The organism is Denitrovibrio acetiphilus DSM 12809 (genome assembly GCF_000025725.1).
Classification (GTDB): Bacteria; Chrysiogenota; Deferribacteres; order Deferribacterales; family Geovibrionaceae; genus Denitrovibrio; species Denitrovibrio acetiphilus.
This window is the reverse complement of the sequence record NC_013943.1, coordinates 959,112-985,279: the sequence shown is the minus strand read 5'-3', so window position 1 is coordinate 985,279 and position 26,168 is coordinate 959,112. Positions and strand designations below refer to the sequence as shown.

Genomic DNA, 26,168 nt, shown 5'->3' with positions numbered 1-26,168 from the left:
GTTCTATTTCGTATGGCATTTGTCACATCTTTTTACAGCGGGGAGATGTTTCGACTGGTGGCATGTCCAGCAAAATTTATGTGCAGCATTTTTATTGGTCATACCTTTGATTTCACCCTCAGGTTTAAACTTCCCGCCTTCATCGGTTTTGTGACAGTCAGTACATGAATTATTATCCTGATGGAACTCGTGTTTAAAAATGACATCTCCTCTGGTTCCCTGGACACCCCATGTCTCCCTGAGATTTATTTCTGACGGTCCGATAGACGCAACCGCTATAAAAGGAACCATAAAAGTTAGTATCAAAACTTTTTTCATAAGAATCTCCTGTAGTATTTTTCATGAGTTTATTGTAACCAACTTATTTTATGTTCTATCAAGGCTGATATTTTATGCTGTTACAGCAAACACTTATTTCATTTATTCTCTTATGAATATGAACCCATGCCCAAACTTACAAACATATGCTTATTAATGCAGAATATATCTGCATATTAATTAATAGTCAACTAAAAATAGCAGGTATTTTCTGCTTATACAGGTTTAATCTGCATGATAAAATACTAAAATGTACAAACATATTGGTGAAAAAATAAAAGATTTACGAAGAATTAAGAATTATACGCAAGTCAAAATTGCAGATATTCTCAGTATCACTTATCAAACCTATCAACATCATGAAAAAACAGGAAATTTCGATTCACACAAAATTATCAAGATAGCTAATGCATTGGGGGTTGACTACAACACTATCTTTGACCTGGAAACACCTGCTAGCCTGGCAAAAAACCGATACTCGTCACCTCTTGTCTCCTCAGATGTTCAGGTTTATTACGGCAATATTCCGCCGGATGTTATTAATAAAAATGCTTTTGAGTTTATCCCAGTGCGTGAAACTGAATCATTAGCTGGCTCATCTGTAATGAGAATAACAAATAACAAAACTCTCAGGTGGGTATGCGTACCAAACAGCGCATCAAATAAATTCTGTGAATTAAAAGCATTTCACATAAGGGACGACTCTATGGAGCCGCACTTATGTAAGGGCGACATAGCAGGGGTCTGCATATACAAAGCAGTACCTGACCTGAACTCTTTAAATTCTGAATTTATTTATTTTTGTCAGCTTGATGACAACTACGGTACTGGCTACACTTTCAAAAAAGCAAAAGTGATAAAGGAACAATTTTTAACTCTGATCCCTGAAAATAGAACACATGATGCAATAGTAGTAAATTTATCCGAAGAAAACGCCTCCAACCCTATTATTGGGCGTGTAGTCTGGATTTGGAGAGAATTTTAATTATTTCAAAAATAGTTATACGCATATAAGGCACAGATCAGATACAGAAAAAAGAACCCCCACTGAAAAGGCAAGGGCTCTTTATATTGTAATAAGTACTTGTATCGCTTAATTCGGACATTAGGATTGGAAGCTTTCAAACAGTGTAGCGTTTTTATGCGTACACTTTCACCGCATAGAGAATCTTTCTTTTTTAAGTATAAGTCAGTTAAAAGCCAGGCTGTTTCCGACAGACTCCTCCTTATGCTTTCTCCTTTATGCTTGATCTTGCGACTGTCGTTTCTCTGCATGCCATATGGTGCGGCGGCATATGTTCTTATAGCTTAAATGGGTGTCAAGCTCACTTTCATCTACAGGTTCTCACCTGAATAAAAATTATACTATACATTAAACTACAGCTTATACGAATTGAAAATAATAATGAATATTGTTTTTAAAACTTTTCTAAGTCTTCAGGCGGCAGGGTAAAAGCCTTTGATTCATATTTAATATCTTTTGCACTAACACAAGTATAAATTATTAATTCACAACTAATAATAAAGACAGCTCGGTCATATATAGACCAGAGCTGTCTATTAACACCAGTGAGAGAGGAGGAACTTCATGCTCTCATTGATATCGGGATCCAAATAAAGGGCTTTCAGCTATAATCAAAGCAGCAAAAAATTGGCTAAAGGTTTGACACAAAGCTTATTTATAAAACCCACAATCTCTGTTATGCATTTCTTTAAGGTATTTTATGAGCGTTTTTATGCCAACATCTTCTGATCTTCAAAATAAGTCATTACTTGTTCTTTTGCGCCATACGTATTGTCCTAAAGTGATAAGCAGTACACAGATTAGACAGAATATACATAATTATATCTGCAGATATTTATACTTAATTTTAAAGAGAGCGGAAGATTACCGCCCTCTTTGAAAATTTATGCAGAATACAGTCTTTCAGACATGAATATGTTGATATCCTTTATCCGAGATAAGCTGTACCAGATTTCCGGTCAGCAACATATTAATGTTACCGCCAACATCTTCCCGTTGTGCTTGGAATACACTTATATCCACACTATTTAGTTTGTGGAGCAATGCATCCCCTATGGATTTTATTATGGCTATATCAATCTCAAAGCCATCGCGTTCTTCAACAGGATCACATGTCCCATACTGTAATATCTGTCCAATATTGCTAACAGTTATCACCTTCATGCTTTTTGTATCAGCTATCACATACTCTGGAGCACAGGAAAAGCTGTCAAAAAGCAGGCTGTCAAGACCTATGTTACAACATACCGGAAAGCAGATTCTCATTATCTATCACCACTCTACCAATTCTGTTGATGACATGAGATACAGCTCATACCGGTTTCTGCGACGCCTTCAAGGTTTACCCCGTGACATGACGCGAGAGCACAAGATGATATTCCGTTGCTCTTAACATATGTTGCGTGGGACTCATCATCTTCTGTTCCTTTCGCCCAAACAACGACATCAGATATAGGGTGAATGAGTCCGACTCCCCCCATATGACATGTTCTGCATGAAGGACCTGTGTCGCCACCCAGCCAATCTTCGCCGTGACAATATGAATCATTACAGCTCAGCAGTGCCTCGATATATCCTGTATTTTTAATATATTCGTAATGCTTTGCGTATGCTTTATCTCCCCAGTCAACCGGGTGCATGTTAATTGCATCACCCAGGTGACATGTAGTACATGCTGTATTGGATATACCGCCTTCAAAGTCATCACCGTGACAATCCATACAACCTTCGAGGTCTTTTACTGCCGCTTCAGAGTGTTTAGTTTCAAGCCAGTTATCCTGATAGTGTGCTTCATCACTGGTGGACGAAAAAACATTATCATCGTTGGACGCACCACAGCCTGCGATTATAAAAGCCATTGCCGCAGTCATGCATATGTAGATTATTGCTTTTTTCATTGATGACATGTTGCACACCTTTCATTGTTTTGTCTGCCGTGACATTTGGCACAAGGTGCCGCATTAATTTTTCCATCTATCCTGTGAAGAGTAAGATAGTCTCCTCGGTGTGGGCTGTTTCTCAAAGGAGCGTCTGGAAATTTCTCACTCGGCTTAAGCTCGTCATTGTTTGTATGACAGTCAGAGCAGTATGATTCAGTATGGCAAGAATTACAGACAAGTCTCTCCTGCTTTGCATATGCACCGTGTTTTTTGAAAAATGCAGGCTTAGTATGGCTGAAAGCCTGCAGTTCATTGTCATGACAGTCTGCACAATTAGGCATAGCATCAAGCTTCTCAGGGTGCTCCCGCGGAATGCTAACTGTGTGGGCACAAGCCACGATCAATAACGTAAACATCAATAATATAATAATATTTTTCATTTTTATTCAGCCCTCCCGAACAGATAAGATAAATACAGCATACCTCTGACTTCGTCATCGAATTCAGGGCTTTCAGAATATTCTGCGCTGCATCCGGCTTTCAGACTGGAATTAACATTGTAAGAAGCTGAAGCAACAGCTACAAAAGAGTTATCGACTCCGCTAATACTCTCATCAAACACCATATTCAGAAAATCTAATGTTGTGATGAGTTTATCAGCCTTATAAGAAGTAAAAAGTCTGTATGCCCAGTAACAGGTTTCATCTGTGTCACCTTCCATCCTGTGGACAGAAGCACCGGAGGATAAATTAATAGAACTGAAACTAAGCAGGATCTTTCCCCCATAGAGATCAGCACTTCCAGCGATTTCGTAGTCGTAGTTCTTATATTCAGCAGTCAGAGAAACCAGTTCCGTTGGTGAATATGTCACTGAACCACCGATATTGCGCATCTCTTCTCTGGAATCCATTGTTCCTGTAGGATTAGACAGCGTGATCAGGCTAAATACATTGGATGTCATATTGTAAAAGTAATCAGCGTAGTTTATCCTGGTATAATTAACATCGATGCTGATCTCGTCCAGAGGCGTAACGGACACGAGATAGTCATGTTCCATCCATCCGTCTGTGATTGAGTTGTAAGATGACAGTCCTGTGATATCCACCTGAGAGATAGGATGAATCCATGAATCGATAGCTTCTTCTTCACGGAAATCGTCACCATCCTCACCAACATACAAGTAGCTCACACCTAATGTATACCATCGGGAATCAGAGTGTGATAACCTGCCTCCATAAATGATGTCTCCGCCATCTTCATCAGTATCTGTGGTGACAGGTGCTCCTCCGAATGCAGCAACACCAAATCCGGCAGGAAGATCTGAGCTTACATAAGCTCCGTCAATCCTCTCTGAGATTCCACCCTCTGTAACAAACTGACGACCAAGATTAGCAACAAGGTTATTATTGTCAGAGTGAAAGTTAAGATAAGCATACTGAAGCTCTCCTTCAGTTGAATCATCAGAGCTTTTATCATGTAAATCCAATCTCAGCCATGCGCCGGCATAAAAAGATAATCTTGGATCAAGAATATTTGTTGCTGCCAAGCTCATATAGTCATAAACAGGTAATAAGTCTTTTTCATCTGCGGTTTGTCTGGCACGAAGCATAAGCTTCGAATCAGCTTGCAAGTCCACGGCAAAGGAGAAATCCGGAAGAATGAGTATCGCTATTGCACAAATAACAAAAGCACCTTTTAGCAGACCTTTATTAGCAACACCACAGAGTTTTTTAAATGTGGTCAAGTGTCTCAAGTGAACCTCCTCACTATTTTTGGTAAACAACCGGGCAACTAATTATGTATATTTACTAAGTAGCTGCACCGGCTTACACGTTAGAAAGCTTAATATTGTCTATTAAGATTCGTTTCCAAGCCCCGCATCTGTCGCGGCTTCACGGAGGTCCTTCCATATTTGTGAGACTCTCTCTATCTCTTTTTGAGGACAGACATAGTCACACTGTCCACACATTATACAGTTCCAGAGACCTGATTGAACGGCCTCATTCACTCTGCTTCCTTCATCATAAGGGTCATAATAACGATACGCTGTTGCAAGCATTGCAGCAGGACCTACATACGTTGAAGGGTTGGCTTTATAAGCAGGGCACATGGCAGTACACATCATACATCTTGTGCACCACTCAATAGCGCTAATCTGCTCCGCCACACTTGTATCATAGATTGTTTCTATCTGCTCTTCAGTCAAGTTAACCGCTCTGGTTCTTCTGTAACGCTGGCTAAGGTCTGCATGAGCCTCGCTTTTATCAATAATAAGGTCACGCAGGACAGTGTGTCCTTTCATCGGCTCAATAGTATGATCCCCATCTGTTATTGGTGTTATACAGGCAAGAACAGGTGTGCCGTCATACACAACAGAGCATCTTCCGCAGGCACGCCCGTGGCAGCTGTAATCAAAATGGATAGGTGTTTTCTCATGTGCAAACTGAATCGCTTCAAGAACGGTCATTTTATCTTTATAGTCAATATTTACGTAAACATACGAAGCTGAATTATCAACATCAGGATTATATTTGTATATTTCCAGTTTCATTTATATCTCCTTTCAAACTTATAATTAAGATTCCCAGGTAACGTTGTCCCAAGAGATGTCATCAAAAAAGACTTTTTCGAATTCCATTTCGCCGTCAACAAGCTTGGCAGCGAGCATACATCCCCAGTTCTCATCATCCTTATCGGGATACTCTGGACGGTAATAACCACGGGATTCTTCACGCATGAGAGTTGCATTAATTGCCATCTCTGCAATCTCAATCATATTGTAGTTTTCGATAGCCATTCTCCACTCGGTATTATAAGTTTTTGAATTATCAGCACAAATCTGATTTGGCAAATCTTCCGCTCTAATCCTGGCAAGTTCAGCACTTGCAGCTTCAAGTTTTTCAGTAGTACGAACAACACTGAATGCAGGTCCTACAGCCTTCTGAATATTCTGACGTACTACGTGAGGGCGGAGACCACTTTTTGCTGACCTCTTTCTTATCTCTTCCAATCTTTCAAACTCCTCTATCGCTGAGGAATAATCAGATGTATTGTTCGAATAACCATCAATATATTCAAGTGCGGAGCGCAGAGTGTAGGATCCCATTCTTATATTCATATATTCTGCGGTTCCCCCTCTTTCACCGTTTATGCCTGCACCACGGGTACAGAAAAGTCCGGGAATATCTGTCATCATTTTTTCATCAATAACAGGCGCGCCGCCATGTTCATACATTTCAAAACCAATTTCCACATAGGCACCATTCGTAACGTCTATGTCAAAATTATCCTTCCAGAGCTGTGCACTTCTTGAGTAACAAGGACGTATCTCCTCAAGAGTAGCAGGATCTGACAGGTCAAGGTAAAGTCCTCCGTTCGGAGTCAGTTTACTCTCGTCAGTCATGTACTCACCAACGCATTGGTTGAAATACGGGCGGTCAGTCAGAAAACGGGTCTGATCATATTTTGCATCTTGAAGAAATGCTACATGATCAGCATCGAGAATATACTGGTTCTCGTTTGCATCTGCTCCGAGACCTGCATTAAACGAATACGCAATGCCTGAAGGATAAATGGATATCAGGTCGTAAGATCCAAATTCAGACTCACCGACTCTGGCACCAAGACGATATGCAGCCATTTCTACATCAGATGTATTGTCGGGAGAGTTCATACTGTTAGCTGCAACTGTATTCCAGCCATTGAGCCAACAGTTCGCACCTGCTGCGAGTATTACTGCATCAGCTTTATAAATACGATACTCACCGGTTGGCAGGTGGACAGCAACAGCTCCTACGCACACTCCGTCTTCCATAAGAAGGCTTGTGACCATTGTTCTATCGCTTACATTAACTAACGTTGATTTAATAAGCTCATCTTGTATATGACGTGGATAGCCACCGGGAACCATAGCAATAGTAGGATAATTTAGATCATATTCAAGAGAGCCATCTTCCTCTCGGTATGGAAAAAGTTCGCCTCTGTTACCAAAAAACTCCAGTGCAGACCTGTTAGGATCCGTAAGGTCGGCATTCTGGATTGCCTTTTTGTTTGTGACAAATTTCAATCCTGAGTCCGCTTTATATCCAGCAATGTTTATACCATTATTATCGTCTGTAGTGGGATACCAGACATACTGGACATCCCAGTTCATACCGGCTCCTCCGCTGGCTCTGAAGGGACCTTTGTCAAGTATAGTGATATTTTTGTTATTTTTAACTGCTTCGTAACCAGCAGACATCGCACCAAATCCACCACCTATGAAAAGCAAATCAGTTGAAAAGACTTTATAAGAAATTCCATTATCAGAACCAGATGAATCTGAGCTTCCACTGGAACCACCGCTTCCACCGCATGCAACAGCGAGGCTTGCAGCAGCGATCCCTCCGTACTTTAAAAAGCTCCGGCGGGTGATGCCGCCTTTTTCAAATTTATTATCTTTGTTGCCCATCTAATACTCCTTAGTAAATTAAGACTATTACTGCGTAATTATTTATCCAGGATAATCTCCAAATAGCTGAAGCTGCGTATCGGTAAAATTCACCAAAAGTTGCACCTCGTCCATGCTGAGACTAATCCTATTAAGTAAGTTTTCTGTGCTGATAGTGTCTATAAAGATAGACTTCAACACCATGATAGCTTTGGCAGTATAATGTACATAATACGTACCCTCACAACGATGAACTCCCTGTAACAACAGGGTTTATTTTTTTGACACACAACTGCTTAATAGAAGCCAGAAAATGTCAAAAAATGAGGGTTAAATAATTTTTATAAATTTTCTCCTTATTAATCCTCCTTAAAATATATAAATTAAACAACTAAGATTAACTCATAATAAACACACCTCCTGTTGAATATTTCTTTACATCACAACTATCTGAAAGAACATAAGCTATATATAAACATCATTATTTATGAAATTGCGTAACAATGTCAGAAAGTTATGAACACTATCTCTTGATATGCAAAAAGCTTGCCAAATTTAAAAACTATAATTATTAACACTTTAGGCTTGAGTTGTGAAAAATAAACATAAACATAATGACCAAACTCACGATATATGGTGAAATCCACAAGGACTATAAAAAAAATAAAATAAAACACTGCAAGAATCGAAAATTATGACCAATCATAGAGCTTGACATTTTTAACCATATACTTAATAATTATGAGATGAGAGGATGAAATGCTGAATCAAAACATATTTATCAGTGACATCATTTCACGAGCTTTTATTTTCGACAATACAGAAACACTCTTAGATAACACTTTGTCGGAAATGAAGAAACAGATTCCTGTCGATTTCATAAGCATGAAGTGCTATTTCAAAGAATCCCATTCGCTTTTCAACTTATGTTCAGTAGGTAAAACACTTTTCAAAAAGGACACTGCATTACAGCTTCCTAAAGTCGCTAAAGACAAGTATCCATATGATAATGTTTTCACAGACATTGACGCGCAGAACTTATGTGGAAATGATCTTTTTACTTCTCTGCCTGTACATGGTTATTCTTTTCTTGTTCTGCAGTGCACATATGCAGACCAAAGCCTTGGATTCGTATCTCTCGGGGTCAAAGGAGAGAACATATATACAGAAAAACATAAAGAGCTCGTAAGAGTTCTTATCTCACCATTCACTAAAGTTTTATGCAGTGAGGTCATAAACAAAAATATATACAGCTATAACTCTACTACTATCACTGCCAAAACTTTAAAAGATATGGCCATCAGGGACAAAAGATACACTTTCCCAGAAAGTAAAAATGATGAAAACACCATCAATGAAGGGTGCCTGCATAATTTATTCGAATCAGCTAAGAATGTGGCGAAATTTTCAACCTCAGTTCTAATTACAGGTGAAACCGGCGTTGGAAAAGAAGTCTTTGCAAACTACATCCATAGAAACTCCACACGTAATAATGAACCTTTCATAAAAGTTAATTGCGGAACAATCCCTGAAAATTTAATAGACAATGAACTCTTCGGGCACGAAAAAGGGGCTTTTACTGGTGCTGACTCGACACAAAAAGGACGCTTTGAACTGGCAGATAAGGGCACTCTATTCCTTGACGAGCTGGCAGAGCTGCCGCTGAACTGTCAGGCAAAATTATTAAGAGTAGTACAGTTTGGTGAATTTGAGAGACTTGGAGGAACCAAAACAATAAAAGTGAATGTAAGGATTATCGCTGCAACAAATAAAGACCTCATCCAAATGATAGAAGACGGTGACTTTAGAGAGGATTTATACTGGAGAATAAATGTTTTTCCACTGAAAATTCCACCAATAAGGGAACGAAAAAAGGATATCCCTGATCTTATCACCTGCCTCATAATGAAGATATGTAAAAGATTGGAAATTACCGAACCTCCTGTTATAAGTCCCGACCAAATGGAAAAAATTATACAGTATGATTGGCCTGGGAATGTCAGAGAAATGGAAAATTTTCTAGAAAGAGAAATAATTCAAAACTTCGGCAGCGCTCAAGCAATAGAACTTAAAATATCTGATCTCGATTCCACCGAGCGACATAAGCAGCCAGACAAAAATGCCGCTTGCAATAAAGATATGGATAATATGATGCGAGAACATATTTTGAAAATTCTTGAGCAAACAAAATGGCGAATCAGTGGTACAAAAGGAGCCGCTTCGCTGTTGAAGATGCACCCAAACACTCTCAGGCACAGGATGAAAAAACTAGGTTTATTATAGCATAGACAGCGTAACGTACGACATAGCCAGCTCAGTCGTTATGTGTCTGGTAATCTTGACAAAATAAGAAAACATACCACACAGTAACTATTGACATTTCAACAAACCCGATAGGATTCCCTGAACCATCATTTGTTTCATAAAATAAATATGCCCACTTCTCGATGATCTGTCCCCAGCAGACAGATAAGATACGACCACTTATTTTTCTTTATCAACTCACGAAATAACACTTGCATAAATACGCATATGTGCGTATGATCTCGAAACAATCCAACTGTAAAATAATTTGTAAGGAGGCATAAGAATGCAAGACAGTTTCGCAATAGCTCTGGCAGAGTTTATTCATGTGGGCGGTGCTCTTGTCGGCATCATCGCCATAGTTTCTATTCTGACAGGGGTAATGCGCGAGTATATCCCGCAGAAAAAGCTTCAGAGTAAACTCGCCAAAAAGAGCAGATTTGGTTCTTTAATAGGTGCATCTTTCGGGGTTTTAACCCCTTTTTGCAGTGCATCTGTGGTGCCTGTGTCCATGGGAATGGCAGAAATGGGTGTTTCTATGGGTACTATTTTCGGTTTCCTGATTTCGGCACCTCTGTGTAATTTTGTAGTTACAGGGATGATTCTGGCAGTTTTCGGTTTTAAGGTGACGGCAATATATTTCATCATAACATTTTGCATTGCAGTCCTTTCAGGCTTTATAATGGAACGTTCTCCATGGCGCCATGAGATAAAACGTGGTGCTGAACTTGACAAAAGCTCAGGCTCTGCACCCGCATGCGGAGCGGAGGACACAGCAAACCGTCAGAGCTGTGCAGACATACCCCCACAGCCAAGCGGATGTTGTGGAGATGTCACACAGCAGTCAGATGAACCAAAACAGGTGTTTAAACGTGCGATGAAATTCGCATGGGTACTGTTTAAACGTATAATTCCATATGTATTAATAGGCGCTCTCATCAGTGCGGTTTCAGCGGCGTACCTGCCTGCTGAAATAGTGGAAAAGTATGCCGGAGGAGACAAATGGTATTCTATCCCTATCGCCGCCGCTATCGGGATACCGTTATATCTGCGTATAGAAATGGCTATACCTCTGCTGAAGGTGCTGATTGCAAAAGGGATGAGCATGGGGGCAGCTATGGCTCTGGTTATCGGCGGTACGGGGGCAAGTTTGCCCGAGATAGCTATAATCTCATCTGTTCTCAAACCGAAAGCTGTCGTAGCATTTATTGTTACTGTTTTGGGAGCGGCTGTTCTCGGCGGTATTATTTTTCAGGTTATACTTTGATCTGTAGGCACTGATAGGAGCTTATTATGAAACATCAAAATAAAAGCTGTCTGCGGAAGCTTATGCAGTTTTGCCCGTATTCGGTGCTATGGGGAGCAGTAAAAACAGCGGTACAAGAACGCCGTCTGCCCTCTTCTGCCCGCCCCGGTGCAATGATGATTCTGCTAGGCATATTTTGTCCTTTTTTCTGGGCGGCATATTTTGGAGGGGCAAGCCGTAGCGATTTATTGTTACAGGCAGGACACTCCGGTTTTGTAATCCTGATAGGGTTCGTGCTGATGATCATAGGATTGTCAAAAAATAATTGACATTTGACATACTCTGTCGAAGAGTACATAGGTAAAGGATGCTGTTAGAAACAGCCGGACAAAATATGCATAAATCTTGCAAGGAGTTGAAATAGATATGGATGGACGTTATGTGGATGCTTTAAAAGCTCTGGCCGAACCAAGCCGCTTGCGTGTTTACTTTCTGTTGGTACAGATTGACGAGCGTATATGTGTTGCAGAAGCAATGGATGTGCTGGGTGAGTCCCACTATAATGTATCCCGCTATCTCAAATCATTGCTCAAGGCTGGTTTAGTAACAGCTCAGCGTGAAGGCAAATGGGTGTTTTATACACTGAACAAAGATGACTCGCCTTTTTTCTCTAATCTGCTTCAGGCTGTTCGCAGTATCCCCACCTCTGAGTTTACTCAGGAGATAGAGAACTGTAAAAGAAGACTCGCTATGCGGCAGAACGGATGCTGCGTAGTAGGTCCGGACAGCGACAAGTGGAAGGCTGTCCGTTCAGAATAAGACTTAAACAAATACGTAAAGGGAGCAGTTCAAGGTAATTGTTCTCTTTACGTTCAATATTTATATCTTTTACTGAAATACACTTGACCTGAAAATATCATTTTAAGTTAAGTGGTTGTTATTGATTTTTAATGTTTTCTAATTATACTTTCATATATATAAAATTGATTAGGCTGGTTTATAATAATATCAGAAATGGCAAATGAAGACTTAGCTGGGCTGAATATTTTATTTAATGAGTCTCAAGGTTAATAGTATGCTGAAAGTTTTGCTGATAGATGACGATGAGTCGATATGTTATAGTATAAAACGTTCTTTATCTAAATCTTACGAGGTTTTTACTGCTCTGGATTCATCTAAAGCATATGCAATTTTGAAAGATATAGAGATTGATTTTATCTTTCTTGACTACCAGCTAAATGATGAAAACGGTCTGGATGTTCTCAAAACAATCAGGTCTACCAACGAAAACGTCCCGGTCACTCTGCTGACAGCACATGGCACGTCAGAAATCCTGATAGATGCCATAAGATACGGTGCTGTTGACTTCCTCTCCAAACCTGTAGATGCCTGTAAACTGACTGGCGCAATCGAAAAATACGCCGGATGTTTCAGCCTCAGCCATGACCCTGAATATTTCGAAAGGCTTCCGGAGACATTGAACAGTGAGCTGGTTATCGCTGAATCTGCTGCAATGAAAGAAGTTCTGAAAAAAGTTGCAGTTATCTCTTCAACGAGATCCCCTGTGCTGATAACAGGCGAAAGCGGCACTGGTAAGGATGTCGTTGCAAAGCTTATACATAGATACAGTCCACGCAAGGATAAGCCGTTTATCAGCATAAATAGTGCTGCCATCCCCGAGCATCTTCTTGAAAGTGAATTCTTCGGACATATAAAAGGCTCATTTACAGGTGCTGTCGCAAACAAACAGGGGAAATTTCAGGCGGCAGACGGTGGAACGATTTTTCTTGATGAAATAGGAGATATGCCTATCTCTCTTCAGGGGAAACTCCTGCATGTTCTGCAAGACGGTGTAATACAACGGATAGGGGATAACTCATTTCAGAAGGTTGATATACGCATCATTTCAGCCACCAACAGATCCATGAAACAAATAGTCAAAGACGGGCTTTTCAGAGAAGACCTCTTTTACAGAATTAATGCTTTCGAAATAAGTATTCCGCCGCTCAGGCTCAGAAAAGATGATATATGGCCTTTATGCATACATTATCTGAAGCTTCAGGCTGCCGAAATAAACAAAGATATTACATTTATAGAAAAATCAGTACGAGAAGTATTTGAAAAACAAAAATGGCCTGGCAATGTACGTGAACTGAAAAACACCATGGCAAAGCTAGCAGTTAACACAAACTCTAAAGCATTAAGAGCTGACACGGTTATGGAAGCATTAGGCAGTTCATATGGCACTTCTGATGAACTCCTTGATTATTTTATGAAATACAACGGTGAAAACCTCCTTCAAAAATCAGTCGATGAACTTGAGTCAAATCTGATCAACAGATGCATTGCAGATAGCGCAGGGAACCATACACTTGCAGCTAAAAAACTGGGAATAAGCCGTGCTACCCTCTATGATAAAATCAAGAAACTAAATCGTTAACCTGTACAGCAAACCGACACAGCGATGTAGTCAAATCCGGCGCTTCTTCTCTTTCAATTCTAATTATCAACAACTTACAAAGCTAATAACTGGCACTTGAATTGCATTTAAGATTTGGAACATATCTGGAGGTACCATTATGAACGAATCCAATATCGTAAGGATGCAGAGAGACCTTGAAAAAGCTCTTTTAAGGCCTGAAGCAAAACGAAAATGGGCCATGTTGATTGATGTCAGAAAATGTACAGGGTGTCACTCATGCTCAGTTTCATGCAAAGCAGAAAATAAGACTCCGCCAGGAGTAAACTACAGATGGGTAAAAGAAGCTGAAGACGGCACTTATCCTAACGTAATGAGAATATTTATGCCTGGCATGTGTATGCAGTGCGACAACGCTCCATGCATAACAGCATGCACTTCAGGAGCCATTTATAAAAGGCAGGACGGAATAGTCGCTATCGATTATTCCAAGTGCGTGGGCTGTGGCGGCAATGCAGTGGACGCATGCCCTTATGGTGCTGTATCGCTTGATAAAGGCGACTTCTACAGCAACGAGGCATATGAGCACGGCCCCGTTTACGAATACGACAAGAAGTATAAAAGAAATGACGACAGCTCTACAATAAACAGTTGTAGAAAGTGTCACTACTGCCTGCACCGGCTTAAATCCGGCATGCTGCCTACATGCGTGACAACATGCCTTGGCGGAGCCACATATTTCGGAGACATTAACGACCCCGAAAGTCTCGTCGCCCAAAAGGCAAAAGAGCTTAATTTGTACGTTTATATGCAGGACGAAAAAACATTACCAACAACACAGTTCATTACAGATAGCGTAGAACTTTGTAAAAAGTGTCACGGATAACAGGGTCGGAGGAATAATATGAGTCAAAATAAAAAGATACTTAATAAACTGGAACTAAGCAGGAGAGGGTTTATGAAAACCTCGGCTCTTCTGGGCGGTTCAGCCATGCTCATCTCCAATCTGGGATGTGCGAATTCAGCAATGAAAAAAATGACTGACAACTCCATAAACAGCAAGTACGATCTTGCATCTCCTGAGCATGTCATCTATTCAATTTGCTTGCAGTGCCACACTGCATGCGCTATCAAAGGTAAGGTGGCAGAGGGTGTGCTTCTGAAGATTGACGGTAATCCATATGCTGCACAAAACCTTTACCCTAACCTTGATCTGGACGAACCTCTGGAGAGGAGCGCCAGAATTGATGCAAAAATCTGCCCCAAAGGGCAAGCGGGTATACAATCGCTTTACGATCCGTATAGAGTCACAAAGGTTCTTAAACGGGCAGGCAAAAGAGGCGAAAACAAATGGGTGAGCATAGATTTTCAGCAAGCTATTGATGAGATAGTTGACGGAGGAAACCTCTTCTCCAACGTTCCCGGTGAAGAGAACCGCTTTGTAGAAGGACTCAAAGATATTTATAGAGTCCGTGACGCAAAAACTATGAAACAGATGGCTGAGGATGCTAAGGCTGTTGCAGATAAAAAAATGTCTATGACCGATTTTAAAGCGAAATACGCAGGTAAAATGGACTTGTTCGCAAATCCTGACCATCCGGATGCCGGCCCGGCAAATGCTCAGTTTGTATTTATGGGGGGACGTATCGAACACGGGCGTAAGGAATTCATGAAGAGATTTATGAACGACTGTTTCGGTTCTCCTAACTTTTTTGAGCATACAACTATATGCGAGCAGTCTCACCACATAGGCTACGGTGAAATGTTTGAAGGTAAACACCACTTAAAGCCTGACCTCATGAACTCCAAATGCGTGCTGTATTTCGGAACAGGCGGATTCGAAGCAAACTTCGGACCTCCACCACTCAGCGAAAAAATCACACAAGGTCTTACTGAAAGAGGTATGAAAGTTTTTGTAGTTGACCCCAGATTTTCTAAAACAGCTGCAAAAGCTACCAGATGGATACCTATAAAAGCCGGTACTGATGCTGCATACGCACTCGGTATGGGAAGATATATGATAGAAAAAAGGTTGTTCGACAGCAAATATCTTGCTGCGGCTAACTTTAGAGCCGGCAACAGCATAAATGAAACAAACTTCACAAACTCAACATGGCTGGTCAAAATAGAGGCTGACGGTCCGGCAGATATTCTGAAACCTTCAGAAATCGGACTTGAGGGCGATTTTGTTGTGATGAAAGACGGTAAGCCGTTCGCCGGCACTGAAAAAGGCGATTCTGTTTTTGGTGAGCTTGAGGTGGACACTGTTATCAACGGTATAAAGGTTAAATCCGGCTTCACTATTTATAAAGAATCCGCTTTTTCAAAGTCTCTTTCCGACTGGGCAGATGAATGCGGTGTTCCTGTTCGCGACATCACAGATGTAGCTGACGAATTTGCGAAAGCAGGCAAGCAGGGGACAATAGATTTCTATCGTGGTCCGGTGCAGCATACTAACGGTTATTATAACGCAACAGCTATCATTGCTCTCAATGTGATGCTCGGCAACACTGATTGGGAAGGCGGCATGATGCTGGGCGGAAGCCATTGGCATGAGTACGGCGGCAAGAAAGGCAATCCTTACAACATGAGCAAACTGGTTAAAAACAAACTCGGAAAATTCGGATACCCTGTGACCAGAGAAAAAACTCATTATGAAAAAACATCATTCTTCTCAGGATATCCTGCAAAACGTCCTTTCTACCCTTTTACCGGAAACGTATATCAGGAGATAATACCTTCAGGACATGAGAAATTTCCTTATGGCATAAAGTGTTTATTCACTCATATGGGAACAGCGGCTTACGCCTCTCCCGCTGGTAATGTATTTATAGACATGCTGTGTAACACTGAAGCTCTTCCGCTGTTTATAGCATCTGATATAGTTGTTGGAGAGACCAGTATGTATGCAGACTACATCTTCCCCGACAAAGCTATCTGGGAACGCTGGGGGACATCTCACACCACTCCCGATGTAGCATCCAAGTCATCTAAAATCAGACAGCCTATGGTTGAACCACAGACTGAAACAACAACGATATACAACCAGAAAGTCCACCTCTCTATGGAGGCTGTGGCATATGCTATCGCTGAAAAACTAGGTCTAGCAGGATTTGGTAAAGACGGTTTCGGTGAAGGCATGGACAACCTGAGAGAAGATGATTTCTTTATGAAGCTTATAGAGAACATTGCTATGGAAGGAGACGGTGTACCTGCTGCATCAGAAGATGAACTACAGGTATTCGCTGCTGCGAGAAAACACCTTTCACCTACTGCATTTGACATAGAAAGAGCTAAGTCTTCTACTAAAAACTGGGCAAACATAGTATATGTTCTGAATAGAGGGGGAAGATTCGCTCAGCTCACAAAAGCATATAAAGGCGACAAAGTTGCTGCTCAGTATAAGAACAAGATATCCTTGTATGTTCCAAGAGTGGCCACTACAAAAGACTCTATGACCGGCAAACGCTTTTTAGGGTTCCCTGTTTATACCCAAGCTGCAGATATGTTTGACAGACCATTCGACTTCAAAGGAGCGGATCTGCACCTTATTACCTATAAGGAAATCACAGGCGGTCAGTCCAGAACAATAGGAAATTACTGGCAGAATGAGCTTCATCAGGCAGAGAATTTTATCCTGATGAACTCTGTAGATGCTGACAGGCTGGGCTTTAGCGACGGTGACAAAGGTAAGCTTGTGTCTGCCTTTAACCCGGAAGGTGTTTGGGATCTTAAACACGGTAAAAAAGTTCCTATGATTGGAAACGTTAAAGTTTCTGAAGCTATACGCCCCGGCACAGTTGCCGTATCATGGCATTACGGTCATTGGGCATATGGTGCTTCTGACATCATTCTCGATGGTGAAGTCATCAAAGGCGAATCAAAGAGAGCAGCAGGACTTTGCAGTAATGCTGTAAACGCTGTTGATCCTGTGCTCGGAGACATGTGCCCCACAGACAAAATTGGGGGGAGCGCATCCTTTTATGATACAAAAATACAAGTTGTAAAAGCGTAATTTAAACAGGCGGAGGTTAACCCTCCGCCTAACATTTTGAGGTTAATAATGAGAAATCTCCTACTTATAATAGTCCTGTTTATCCCCTGCTGGTCTTATGCAGGAGACTTTATCGCTGATGCACCGAAGACTGTCAGAGAATATGAAAATTTTTATATAAAACTACATAAAACAAAAGATTTTTCTGTCAGCGTTAATAAGTCCTGTATGACTATTTCGAACACAGAAGGTATAACAGAAACTGACGGTCTTTATTCCTCTGAAGAGGGGGGTAAACTCTATTTTGATAATTTCTGTTTTGAAAAAGAAAGAATAAAAATTGAGATAACCACAGAAAGGGCAAGCGAGATCATAAGATTTCTGATAGCTCCCAGAAAAGCTGAAGAACGGGACTACAGCTGCTGATTCTCACCAGCAGGGAATACGATAATGAAACAGGCTCCGCTTTTATATGATGGGTCTGCTTCAATTTGCCCGTCAATGGCATCCAGTATAGTAGAGCATATCGCAAGCCCCAGCCCAACTCCTTCTTTCTTTGTTGAATAGAAAGGAAGCATTATTTTTGAGATATCGGCATCAGCAAACCCCTTACCGTTATCGGTATATACCATCCTGAAGTTGTCGTCAGTAACAGTCATGGCGATGTTAGCTTGCGAAGCGTTTGCTTGTATAGAGTTATGGAGCATGATCTGACAAAGCTGAACTATTTTTTCTAAATCAGAAAAAACAATTTTGTCTTCCGGAATATCAAATTTCATATCTATTTCAATCAGTTTTTCTGAATAACTCTGCTGTTTTATTTGTGACGCGAGACTAAACAAAGAAAACGCAGTTTTTTCAATTTTCACAGGTTTTGAATATTCCAGAAATTCATTTATGCGGTAAACCAATTTATCTGCCTGAGATTTTACTATTTTATAATCTTCAAGAAACTGAGGGTCATTTGCATTGTCCTGCACCATGGAATCTATAACGAGATTTATTGACATTATGGGGTTTTTAAGTTCATGAGCGAGTCCGGCAGACATCGTGCCAAGGTATGCAAGTCTTTCAGAACGCGACATCTCTTTCTGCTGATGAGAGATTTTTTCCAGTGACTCCTTCAGACGGCAGGACAGATCCTCTATTATCTCTTTGAGCTGGCATGTTTCTGAAGAGCTGTATGCCGGCAGAGAGAATTTAAACGGCAGATCCAGAACATTAACTTGTGATAGCTGCGCATGGAGAGTCGTAAGCGGACTTGTAAGCATCTTACTCAGATAAATACCTGCAAGCGCACCTAACAGGATTATGATGGTATTAGAAATTGCCAGATATTCAACTTTTCCTAAAACATCAATGAGTATTGACCTCTTATCAATATAAAAGGCTATCACTCCCACCGGGCTGACACCTGCATTTACTTCTTTTTCTATTTTTGTAAGTCTGTTGTCTTCCTGCGGGGGTTTCCTCAGCACTTTCGCGTCTGTAATGTAGTTGCCCTGAGGATCAAAAACTATAATATTATCAATGTGGTCTATATTTTTTGAGACCTCACTGATCATTGTATAAAGACTGTATATATCATCAGTAATAATAGCCTCAGAAACATCTTTTTTCATTATGCTAAACTGCGAATCAATGCTGTATTGTGCGTTTTTTGAATCGTTTGAATATTCGAACAGAAATACGATCAGAATATTTATCAGCATCGTAAAAAAAGCAAGAACCGCAACAAGTAGGGCTATCCGTTTACTGAAGCTTTTGGGGGTTATTCTTAGAATTAAATTCTTCAACCGTTTCACTGATTTTCCTTATTACATTGAAATCTTCCATTTCTGCCTCAACAAATCTATCGATATTCAGAAATTTCAGAATTTTTACTCCGTCTGGATCTTTATCCATGTTCAACAGTAAGTAACGTATTTTATTAAATATCTCGTCACTAATGTGAGAAGATGCTACAACCGGCGGAGAGGTCATTTCAGGCAGGGTATAAATGATTTTTATATTCTCAACTTTCTCAGGCTGTTTCTTTTTTATAAATTCAAAAATAAGGCTGTCTACTGCGGCAGCTTCAACTACTCCTTTGTTTATTAAAAAAATTGATTTATCGTGGCTTTTTGTATAGTAAATCTTGCGCAGTATTTTTTCCGGCGATTTATTGAAATGCTGAATCAGCAGGTAAGACGGATAGATTGTCCCGCTGTTGGAAAGTCTGTCGGTGAATGCAAAACTCCGCCCTTCCAGATCAGAGATATTTTTAATATCAAATGATTTATTCGTGATTATATAAGATCTATAAGATTGTTTACCAGCAACTTCCGGCACTGCCAGTATGCGCACTTCGGACTCATCCAAAGCAGCTATGGCTCCCGTGCATATGAAAGCAACATCAACCGCACTATCTTTTATCATCCGGTTCATAACGTCATAATCACGCTTGATAATGGTTTCCACCTCCATACCAAGCTTATTTCCAATATAGTTATTAAAATCATAGTAAAGAGCCAGCGACTCATCTGGAGAAACTATAGATGCGATGCCTATATGGAGCGGCTCTGCAAAAGATGCCACACAAACCAGAATGATGGATAGTATAAAAAAAACGTATTTCCCCATGCTTCAGCTTACCTCAATAAATATATTCTGTACATATATATGATATTGATGCATTGCAAGAAAAACAAGGGTTTGATTGAACCCTCAACAAAAGCCTAGCTCTGCAGCCTCCCTGAAAACCCAGGTGCAGCAAACACCTTAACAGACCCGTTTTAAATACTATCAGTAAAGGAGATATTTTCTGTCATTTATCCCTTTTGTAAAAAACGGGACATTGTAAACCGATGACACATCTTTCTCATCAAACTCGTCAGGCGAACAAAACCTCCTGACTTCCCCTTTGTCAAGCAGCAGAATTTTATCTGCATATCTCATAGCCAGATTTATGTCGTGCATGACCACAACAGTATTAAGAGCTTTTGTTTGGGTAACGTGCCTGATTATATCCATAATCTCAATTTGATTCCGTATATCCAGATGATTAATAGGCTCGTCCATCAAAACGACATCAGTCTCCTGTACAAGTGCCCTGGCTATAAGGCTTTTCTGAAATTCTCCGCCGGATATCTGCGTAACACATTTTTTTCTGATATAGCCTAAGTTAAGTTCCTCAATAACTTTATCAGTTTTTATTAAATCATCCTTTGAAACCCGCCAGCTTATATAGGGTTTGCGTCCTATCATAACTGAATCTTCCACAGAACACGGAACAGCCTGATTTGCCTGAGTGAGATAGGAAACATATGTTGCGATACTCCTGCGGTTCTGCTCTGCGACATTCATTTCACCGATAAAAACGCTGCCGTGGGAAGGTCTGATCCGTCCTGAAATAATATTCAACAGAGTGCTTTTACCCGCTCCATTCGGACCGATCACAGCGTATAGCTGACCTTTGCAGGTTTCAAAGCTCACAGACCGCAATATGTTTCTGTCGTTTCGTCTATATGAAATATTGTCAACTTTAAGCATCTTTCACCGACCTCTTCAAAAGGAGAAACAGGAACACAGGCACCCCCGTAAAGGCTGTAAGTATCCCAACAGGAAGGCTCAGAGGGGAAACAATACTCTGCCCCAATATATCCGCAAAAAGGAGAAACACACCCCCCAGAAGACCGGAAGCAGTGATAAGAAAAAGATGCCCGCTATGCCTGAACACAAGCCTGACCATATGCGGTGCGATCAATCCTACAAAACCTATGACACCGTAATATGCTGTCGCCGTGGCAGCCATCAGAGATGTTATCAGCAGGGATATAAGCCTAACCTTTTTCACATCAACACCAAGCCCCTCTGCCGTTGCCTGCCCCCACCTTATCACATCATAATCCCAGCTGAATTTTATAAGCGCAAGACACCCGGCAATCAGAACGCCTGTGATTATAAAGGCTTCTGTCCATCCGCCCTTCCCCAGATCTCCGAATGTCCAGAATACCGCAGCGGCAAGTTGGCTATCTGTGGAAAAAAACTGCAACAGCATTGTACAGGCGTTAAAGAATGAAGACATTGCTATCCCCACCAGAATAAGCCCCTGCGCTGTAATACCACTGAAAAATGAAAACAGCAGTATTACACCAGATGCTGCCAGCGAACCTGCAAAGGCTCCTGCAGCTATGCTGTGGAGCTTGCTCAGAACAACTCCTGACCCTATGTGTGACAGTCCGCCAGCACCCATTACAAGTATGGCGAATGAAGCTCCGAAAGCCGCTCCGTGGGATATCCCCAGTGTAAATGATGAGGCAAGGGGATTGTTCAGTATATTCTGAAGTACAACTCCTGTTACAGCCAGACAAGCACCCACAACCACCGCAGCTATTATCCTCGGCAGACGCAGGTTCCATATTATATATTTCAGATCATCATTCTGTCCGTAACCGAAAATAGCCTGAATAACCTCTCTCCAAGAGACATCCAAAGCCCCGTGCTTGACAGCGTAAAGAATAAGCGCAAACATCAAAGCTGCCAGTGCCGTACAGAAAGCGGTTTTACTCAACGCCATTGATTTCTTCCGTAATAAGCGTTCCGCCACTCATTTTAAGTTTTGCATACCCGCCGGTGTCTCTTTTAAAATATTCATACAGAGGCTTTCCGTAGTAAAAAGTAAATATCTCGTCAGCCTTTTTCACCGGATCCAGCAAAGCATAACGCTCCGGATAAGCCGCCTTTGCCATCATAAAAGCATTCGCAATCATAACCTCTGGATTCACAAAATATGAGGTGTCAGGCAAAAGGAGATAAACTCTCCCCTCTCTGAACGCAACTAACCTCTGGAAAAAGCCGGGATCGCTCCTCATCTTCTCCTTAATAATTGAAAACCCGTTTCCGTCTATGAAAAGCAAAGAAGGATTACTGATCAGAATGTATTCTCTGTTTATAAAAATCTGTCCCTTTCTGCCGAAAGAATCAGCAGTGTTCTTTATCCCAGCGATCTGCATAGGCAGAAAATCAGCAGATGTGCTCTCAAGTCCCTGCATACCTTTATAGGAGATGCCTCCGATGTATGCACTGACAGGCTCTTCCGGTCGATAGTCCAGCTCTTCTATCAGGTTTTCTGTAAAACTGATCAGCTCTTCAGCCCTGCTCTCTCTGCCCAGAACTTTCCCCGCTGTCCTGAATGACTTGTAAAACACGTCAGGGGCAAAAGACGGAATTCCGTAGCTGAGGGCTACAACAGGGATGTTTAATTTGCGCTGGATAAGTTCCGGTTCTGACTTCTCCACAGACACAATAAATATCACATCCGGCTTAAGCTTTATAAGCATCTCATAGGAGGGAATCCTTATCGGGCCACCTTTCCCTATTGTGGGTAGCTTGGTCAGCATTTCGCTATTCGCGTAGATATAAGGTTTTGTGAGAAACTTTTTCTGCTCGATGTCTTCCGCGCCCACCGCCAGATCCTGAGCACCAAGGCACGCAACAAAGCTCATACTGCTGCCTATAGCAACGAGCCTCTCTATTTTGTCTGGCACTACGACATTTCTGCCAAAAGCATCAGTAACCGTTCCTGCGGAAGCGGATGCCGCCGTGATGAGGAGAACAACAAGAAGAGCAGTTATCAGATTTCGCATATGATCATCTCTATTTTATATTTTATTCTCTCGGTATATGAGCCGTCGCTGTTTTTGAAGTTTTCTATATGGCTGAGAATAAAGCTTTCGTCCATCTCAACGTCATAACTGCTAAGCATATTTCTGCAACAAACCGCCATCCCTTCCGCATGTCTGTTCTGAACCCACTCACCCTCCACGGGGTAGGCGGTGAATTCCCGTTTGTTTTCTACAAGCCAGTCTTCCATATCCTTACCGTTATTGAACTTTCTCTGAGTCACACCGTGGTGTCTGTAGACCTCTGCCATTACATCAGACTGCATCACCCCAGCAAACCCCATAAATATCAGCCATCTATCCGTATATTTAAAAAGCTTTTCACGGGTATAATTATCATGAACAGCCGGAGTCATTGAACAAAATATAAGGTCAAACCTTTCATCTGTCTCAAAATCCTTCCAATCTGTCAGAACTGTGCGTAAATTTGTTATATTCTCTCTCTTTGCATCAGTGTTCAGGATATCCAGCATCTCTTCCGAAATATCTGTTCCCAGAACAGAGGCAGCCTCCTGAGCAAGACGTATCGTATACATCCCGGTTCCGCATCCGACATCCAGTATTTTCTGTCCGGTAAAATCCACCCCGTGTTTCTTCGCTATGTTGAGCATCCGCGCTTCATAGTTATTTTCACATGGTTCATACCTCGGGAAGACCTGTGCTTTGCCGTTCCAGAATTCTTTCTGTTTTATTGCTACATGCTCCATCTTAAACTAGTCCCCATATTAAATCCCATTGACGGATACCCCCAGCTCTCTTCATAGTCTGTATCGGTTATATTTTCAGCGTAAAGTTCCCATGTGACGCTGTCACTTATCTTAACCTTTACACTCCCATCGAGAGTTGTATAGCTTCCTAAATTTTCGACATCCGTTGAGCTCCGCGCATAGTACCTTTTACCTATGTAGTTCACACCAAAATCAACAGTAACATTTTTAACCGCTTGCCATGTTGTGCCTAACACAATTTTATAGTCCGGTATATAGTCAACTTTCTCCAGTATCCCGTCAGGATCAGCCGGATCGTTCTCTTTTTTAGTCTTTTGATACGTAACACCCGCCCGGACGCTGAGGTCTTTTACAATGTCATAGCTGGTATCAGCAGTAACTCCCATAAATTTAGCATCGGCATTATAAGCGGCGAAGCGTGTCTTGGATGTTGAGTAGCTGACCGGCACAGGCTTATGCATAATGTAATCTTCAACATCATAGTAAAAACCGGAAAGACGCACATATCCGGCTCCGGGGAAAGTGTGCTTCAGTACAACGTCTAGAGCGTTAGCTGTTTCACCTTTAAAACTCCTCCCCTCCAGATATTCAATCTCACCGGAAATGGAATTAGAGTTCCAGTATAGCTCAGGTATCGTAGGTGTCCTGAAGTTACGGTATGCATAGAAAGCTATCTGATCATCATCCGTTAAATTTAACGAAACACCCAGCTTGGGAGTAAAAACATCATCGTCATAGTCTTTTGTCACCTGATTGGCGGAAAAGTTGTCATAGCGTACTCCCAGATTAAAACTCACTACGTCATTAAGTTTGTATTTCTCTGATATGAAAGCACTGTTATTGACAGCATAAGAGCCGTCGTTAGAAGACGCCATTTTACCTGTCCATCCATTAGGACCGCCTATGTTGTAGTTTTCGTCTATATGCTTCACAAAGATACCGCCGGATTTAAGGTGCTTTGTTTCCACTCCGAACAGAAGTTTATGTCTGGCGGTTTCGATCTCTGCTTTGGCTTTACCGCCGTAGCTTCTGTCAACAACAACCTTCCTGTCCAGCACAAGGTCACCGTCATCCGTAAGGGCGGGGTCAAATGTGTCCATAGGACTATTCTGTGCCTGAAGTCTCGCCTCGACATCAGCGTAGTTTTTCTCATGTCTGTCTTCAATATTTTTATAAGCTGAAATTTCTGCGTAAGCGTTATCGCTGATCGGTTGAGTGAATTGGACATCCAGCATATGTTTTGTTTTTTTCCAGTGTGCGTTGTCGCCGATAACAGTCATAGAGGGCGTCGGACTTCCGCCTGCAAAGTATTCACCGCTTGAAAGTGGGAAATCACCGTCTATTTTGCTGTTATACCCCGCAACATCCGGATTTGAGTCGCTGGTAGGGTCACCGTCATTACGATTAGACCGTATCAGCCCCCTTCTGGTTTCGCTGTAATTATAACCGAAAATCAACTCACCGCCTCCGGGAGTACCTATGAAAAATTTCGGTGCAAGATGGAATGATGAATAGTCGTTGTTTCTGAGATATTCGTCAGCGGCCTGATGACTGACTCCAACACTGATGCCAAGCTCTCCTAGCTGTTTTGAGTAGCTGCCGCGGATGTTATGATAATCCTTTTGCGATCCCCAGCCGCCGGCTGTGCCGTATGCGCTGAAGCGTGCATTTTTGTCCGGACGGGCAGTATATGCGTTAATAACACCACCGAGAGCATTATTACCATATTCAACAGAACTGCCCCCTTTGATAATTTCTATCTTGTCTATATTGTCGAGCGGTATTGTTCCGAAATCTATGTAATTACCGCCCACTGTTCCAGTTGAGTTGATGGCTCTGCCGTCGAGGTTCATGAGGATACGCTTGCTCCCCTGCCCTCTTATAGACAAAATGTCGCCGCTGTCACCGAACGCCGCCTTTCTTTTAAGTGAAATTTCGGGTTCTTTTACGAGGAAGTCAGCAATGTTGTTGCTTCTGTTTTTTTCTATAACTTTCACTTCCGACGTATCCAGCTTTTTACCTGTGTCATCGGTATATGCCCTTTCGTTAACGTTTATCTCGTCCAGGTAGATTGTATCCAGCATAAGATCATCGACACAGTAGGCAAAACCTGCCGACAGTAAAACAAATATCATTAAACTAATTTTCTTCACACTCACCCTC

At 41.5% G+C, this 26,168-nt stretch carries 23 protein-coding genes; 9 read left to right on the top strand and 14 right to left on the bottom strand.

Annotated elements, in window-relative coordinates; translation table 11 throughout:
* Positions 1–3: 3 nt before the first annotated feature.
* Positions 4–318 carry a cytochrome c3 family protein gene (locus tag DACET_RS04725; protein WP_013010249.1) on the bottom strand — a complete coding sequence of 105 codons (315 nt, stop codon included), beginning with the start codon at positions 316–318 and terminating at the stop codon, positions 4–6.
* 250 nt (positions 319–568) lie between these two features.
* Here DACET_RS04725 and DACET_RS04720 point away from each other — a divergent pair, with 250 nt between their 5' ends.
* Positions 569–1,303 carry a S24 family peptidase gene (locus tag DACET_RS04720; RefSeq protein WP_013010248.1) on the top strand — a complete coding sequence of 245 codons (735 nt, stop codon included), beginning with the start codon at positions 569–571 and terminating at the stop codon, positions 1,301–1,303.
* A 942-nt stretch (positions 1,304–2,245) separates the two neighbouring features.
* Here the strand turns inward: DACET_RS04720 and DACET_RS04715 are convergent.
* The 6 genes from DACET_RS04715 to DACET_RS04690 form a co-directional block, all read right to left on the bottom strand.
* The gene (locus DACET_RS04715) at positions 2,246–2,608 is read right to left on the bottom strand and encodes a NifB/NifX family molybdenum-iron cluster-binding protein (protein WP_013010247.1); all 363 of its coding nucleotides are present in this window, start codon (positions 2,606–2,608) and stop codon (positions 2,246–2,248) included.
* Positions 2,609–2,622: 14 nt separating this feature from the next.
* Positions 2,623–3,249: a hypothetical protein gene (locus DACET_RS04710; RefSeq protein ID WP_013010246.1), complete on the bottom strand. Its 627-nt coding sequence runs from the start codon at positions 3,247–3,249 to the stop codon at positions 2,623–2,625.
* The gene (locus tag DACET_RS04705; RefSeq protein ID WP_013010245.1) at positions 3,237–3,662 is read right to left on the bottom strand and encodes a cytochrome c; all 426 of its coding nucleotides are present in this window, start codon (positions 3,660–3,662) and stop codon (positions 3,237–3,239) included. Before DACET_RS04705 ends, DACET_RS04710 begins: the two co-directional genes overlap by 13 nt.
* A gap of 2 nt (positions 3,663–3,664) precedes the next feature.
* Positions 3,665–4,975, bottom strand: a complete 1,311-nt coding sequence (locus DACET_RS04700) for a hypothetical protein (RefSeq protein WP_013010244.1) — start codon at positions 4,973–4,975, stop codon at positions 3,665–3,667.
* A 102-nt stretch (positions 4,976–5,077) separates the two neighbouring features.
* Entirely contained in the window at positions 5,078–5,773 is a 696-nt protein-coding gene (locus DACET_RS04695) for a succinate dehydrogenase/fumarate reductase iron-sulfur subunit (RefSeq protein ID WP_013010243.1), read from the bottom strand.
* 24 nt (positions 5,774–5,797) lie between these two features.
* Positions 5,798–7,672 carry an FAD-dependent oxidoreductase gene (locus DACET_RS04690; RefSeq protein ID WP_013010242.1) on the bottom strand — a complete coding sequence of 625 codons (1,875 nt, stop codon included), beginning with the start codon at positions 7,670–7,672 and terminating at the stop codon, positions 5,798–5,800.
* A gap of 831 nt (positions 7,673–8,503) precedes the next feature.
* On the opposite strand from DACET_RS04690, the gene DACET_RS04685 reads away from it, so the two are divergent.
* The 8 genes from DACET_RS04685 (at position 8,504) to DACET_RS04650 (ending at position 18,040) form a co-directional block, all read left to right on the top strand.
* On the top strand, positions 8,504–9,934 hold the full coding sequence (locus tag DACET_RS04685; RefSeq protein ID WP_211204105.1) for a sigma-54 interaction domain-containing protein: 1,431 nt from the start codon (positions 8,504–8,506) through the stop codon (positions 9,932–9,934).
* 307 nt (positions 9,935–10,241) lie between these two features.
* Positions 10,242–11,222, top strand: coding sequence for a permease (locus DACET_RS04680; RefSeq protein WP_013010240.1), 981 nt, complete (start codon positions 10,242–10,244; stop codon positions 11,220–11,222).
* A gap of 26 nt (positions 11,223–11,248) precedes the next feature.
* A complete protein-coding gene (locus tag DACET_RS04675; protein WP_013010239.1) occupies positions 11,249–11,530 on the top strand; it encodes a hypothetical protein in 282 nt (93 codons plus the stop codon).
* A gap of 97 nt (positions 11,531–11,627) precedes the next feature.
* Positions 11,628–12,020 (top strand): ArsR/SmtB family transcription factor, encoded by a 393-nt coding sequence (locus tag DACET_RS04670; RefSeq protein ID WP_013010238.1) that lies wholly within the window; start codon positions 11,628–11,630, stop codon positions 12,018–12,020.
* A gap of 256 nt (positions 12,021–12,276) precedes the next feature.
* On the top strand, positions 12,277–13,641 hold the full coding sequence (locus DACET_RS04665) for a sigma-54-dependent transcriptional regulator (protein WP_013010237.1): 1,365 nt from the start codon (positions 12,277–12,279) through the stop codon (positions 13,639–13,641).
* A 139-nt stretch (positions 13,642–13,780) separates the two neighbouring features.
* Positions 13,781–14,506, top strand: a complete 726-nt coding sequence (locus DACET_RS04660; RefSeq protein WP_013010236.1) for a 4Fe-4S dicluster domain-containing protein — start codon at positions 13,781–13,783, stop codon at positions 14,504–14,506.
* A gap of 18 nt (positions 14,507–14,524) precedes the next feature.
* On the top strand, positions 14,525–17,635 hold the full coding sequence (locus DACET_RS04655) for a molybdopterin-dependent oxidoreductase (RefSeq protein ID WP_013010235.1): 3,111 nt from the start codon (positions 14,525–14,527) through the stop codon (positions 17,633–17,635).
* A 48-nt stretch (positions 17,636–17,683) separates the two neighbouring features.
* Positions 17,684–18,040, top strand: a complete 357-nt coding sequence (locus tag DACET_RS04650; protein ID WP_013010234.1) for a hypothetical protein — start codon at positions 17,684–17,686, stop codon at positions 18,038–18,040.
* Here the strand turns inward: DACET_RS04650 and DACET_RS04645 are convergent.
* From DACET_RS04645 to DACET_RS04615, 7 genes are all read right to left on the bottom strand, one after another.
* Positions 18,028–19,410 carry a sensor histidine kinase gene (locus DACET_RS04645; RefSeq protein ID WP_148214144.1) on the bottom strand — a complete coding sequence of 461 codons (1,383 nt, stop codon included), beginning with the start codon at positions 19,408–19,410 and terminating at the stop codon, positions 18,028–18,030. The genes DACET_RS04650 and DACET_RS04645 overlap by 13 nt on opposite strands.
* Positions 19,367–20,236, bottom strand: a complete 870-nt coding sequence (locus DACET_RS04640) for a substrate-binding domain-containing protein (RefSeq protein ID WP_013010232.1) — start codon at positions 20,234–20,236, stop codon at positions 19,367–19,369. The genes DACET_RS04645 and DACET_RS04640 overlap by 44 nt, the downstream gene beginning before the upstream one ends.
* A 162-nt stretch (positions 20,237–20,398) precedes the next feature.
* Positions 20,399–21,145 carry an ABC transporter ATP-binding protein gene (locus DACET_RS04635; RefSeq protein WP_013010231.1) on the bottom strand — a complete coding sequence of 249 codons (747 nt, stop codon included), beginning with the start codon at positions 21,143–21,145 and terminating at the stop codon, positions 20,399–20,401.
* Positions 21,138–22,172, bottom strand: a complete 1,035-nt coding sequence (locus tag DACET_RS04630) for a FecCD family ABC transporter permease (protein WP_013010230.1) — start codon at positions 22,170–22,172, stop codon at positions 21,138–21,140. The genes DACET_RS04635 and DACET_RS04630 overlap by 8 nt, the downstream gene beginning before the upstream one ends.
* Positions 22,159–23,241: an ABC transporter substrate-binding protein gene (locus DACET_RS04625; protein WP_013010229.1), complete on the bottom strand. Its 1,083-nt coding sequence runs from the start codon at positions 23,239–23,241 to the stop codon at positions 22,159–22,161. Before DACET_RS04625 ends, DACET_RS04630 begins: the two co-directional genes overlap by 14 nt.
* On the bottom strand, positions 23,229–23,984 hold the full coding sequence (locus DACET_RS04620; RefSeq protein ID WP_013010228.1) for a class I SAM-dependent methyltransferase: 756 nt from the start codon (positions 23,982–23,984) through the stop codon (positions 23,229–23,231). The genes DACET_RS04625 and DACET_RS04620 overlap by 13 nt, the downstream gene beginning before the upstream one ends.
* Positions 23,972–26,158, bottom strand: coding sequence for a TonB-dependent receptor (locus DACET_RS04615; protein WP_013010227.1), 2,187 nt, complete (start codon positions 26,156–26,158; stop codon positions 23,972–23,974). Before DACET_RS04615 ends, DACET_RS04620 begins: the two co-directional genes overlap by 13 nt.
* Positions 26,159–26,168: the final 10 nt, after the last annotated feature.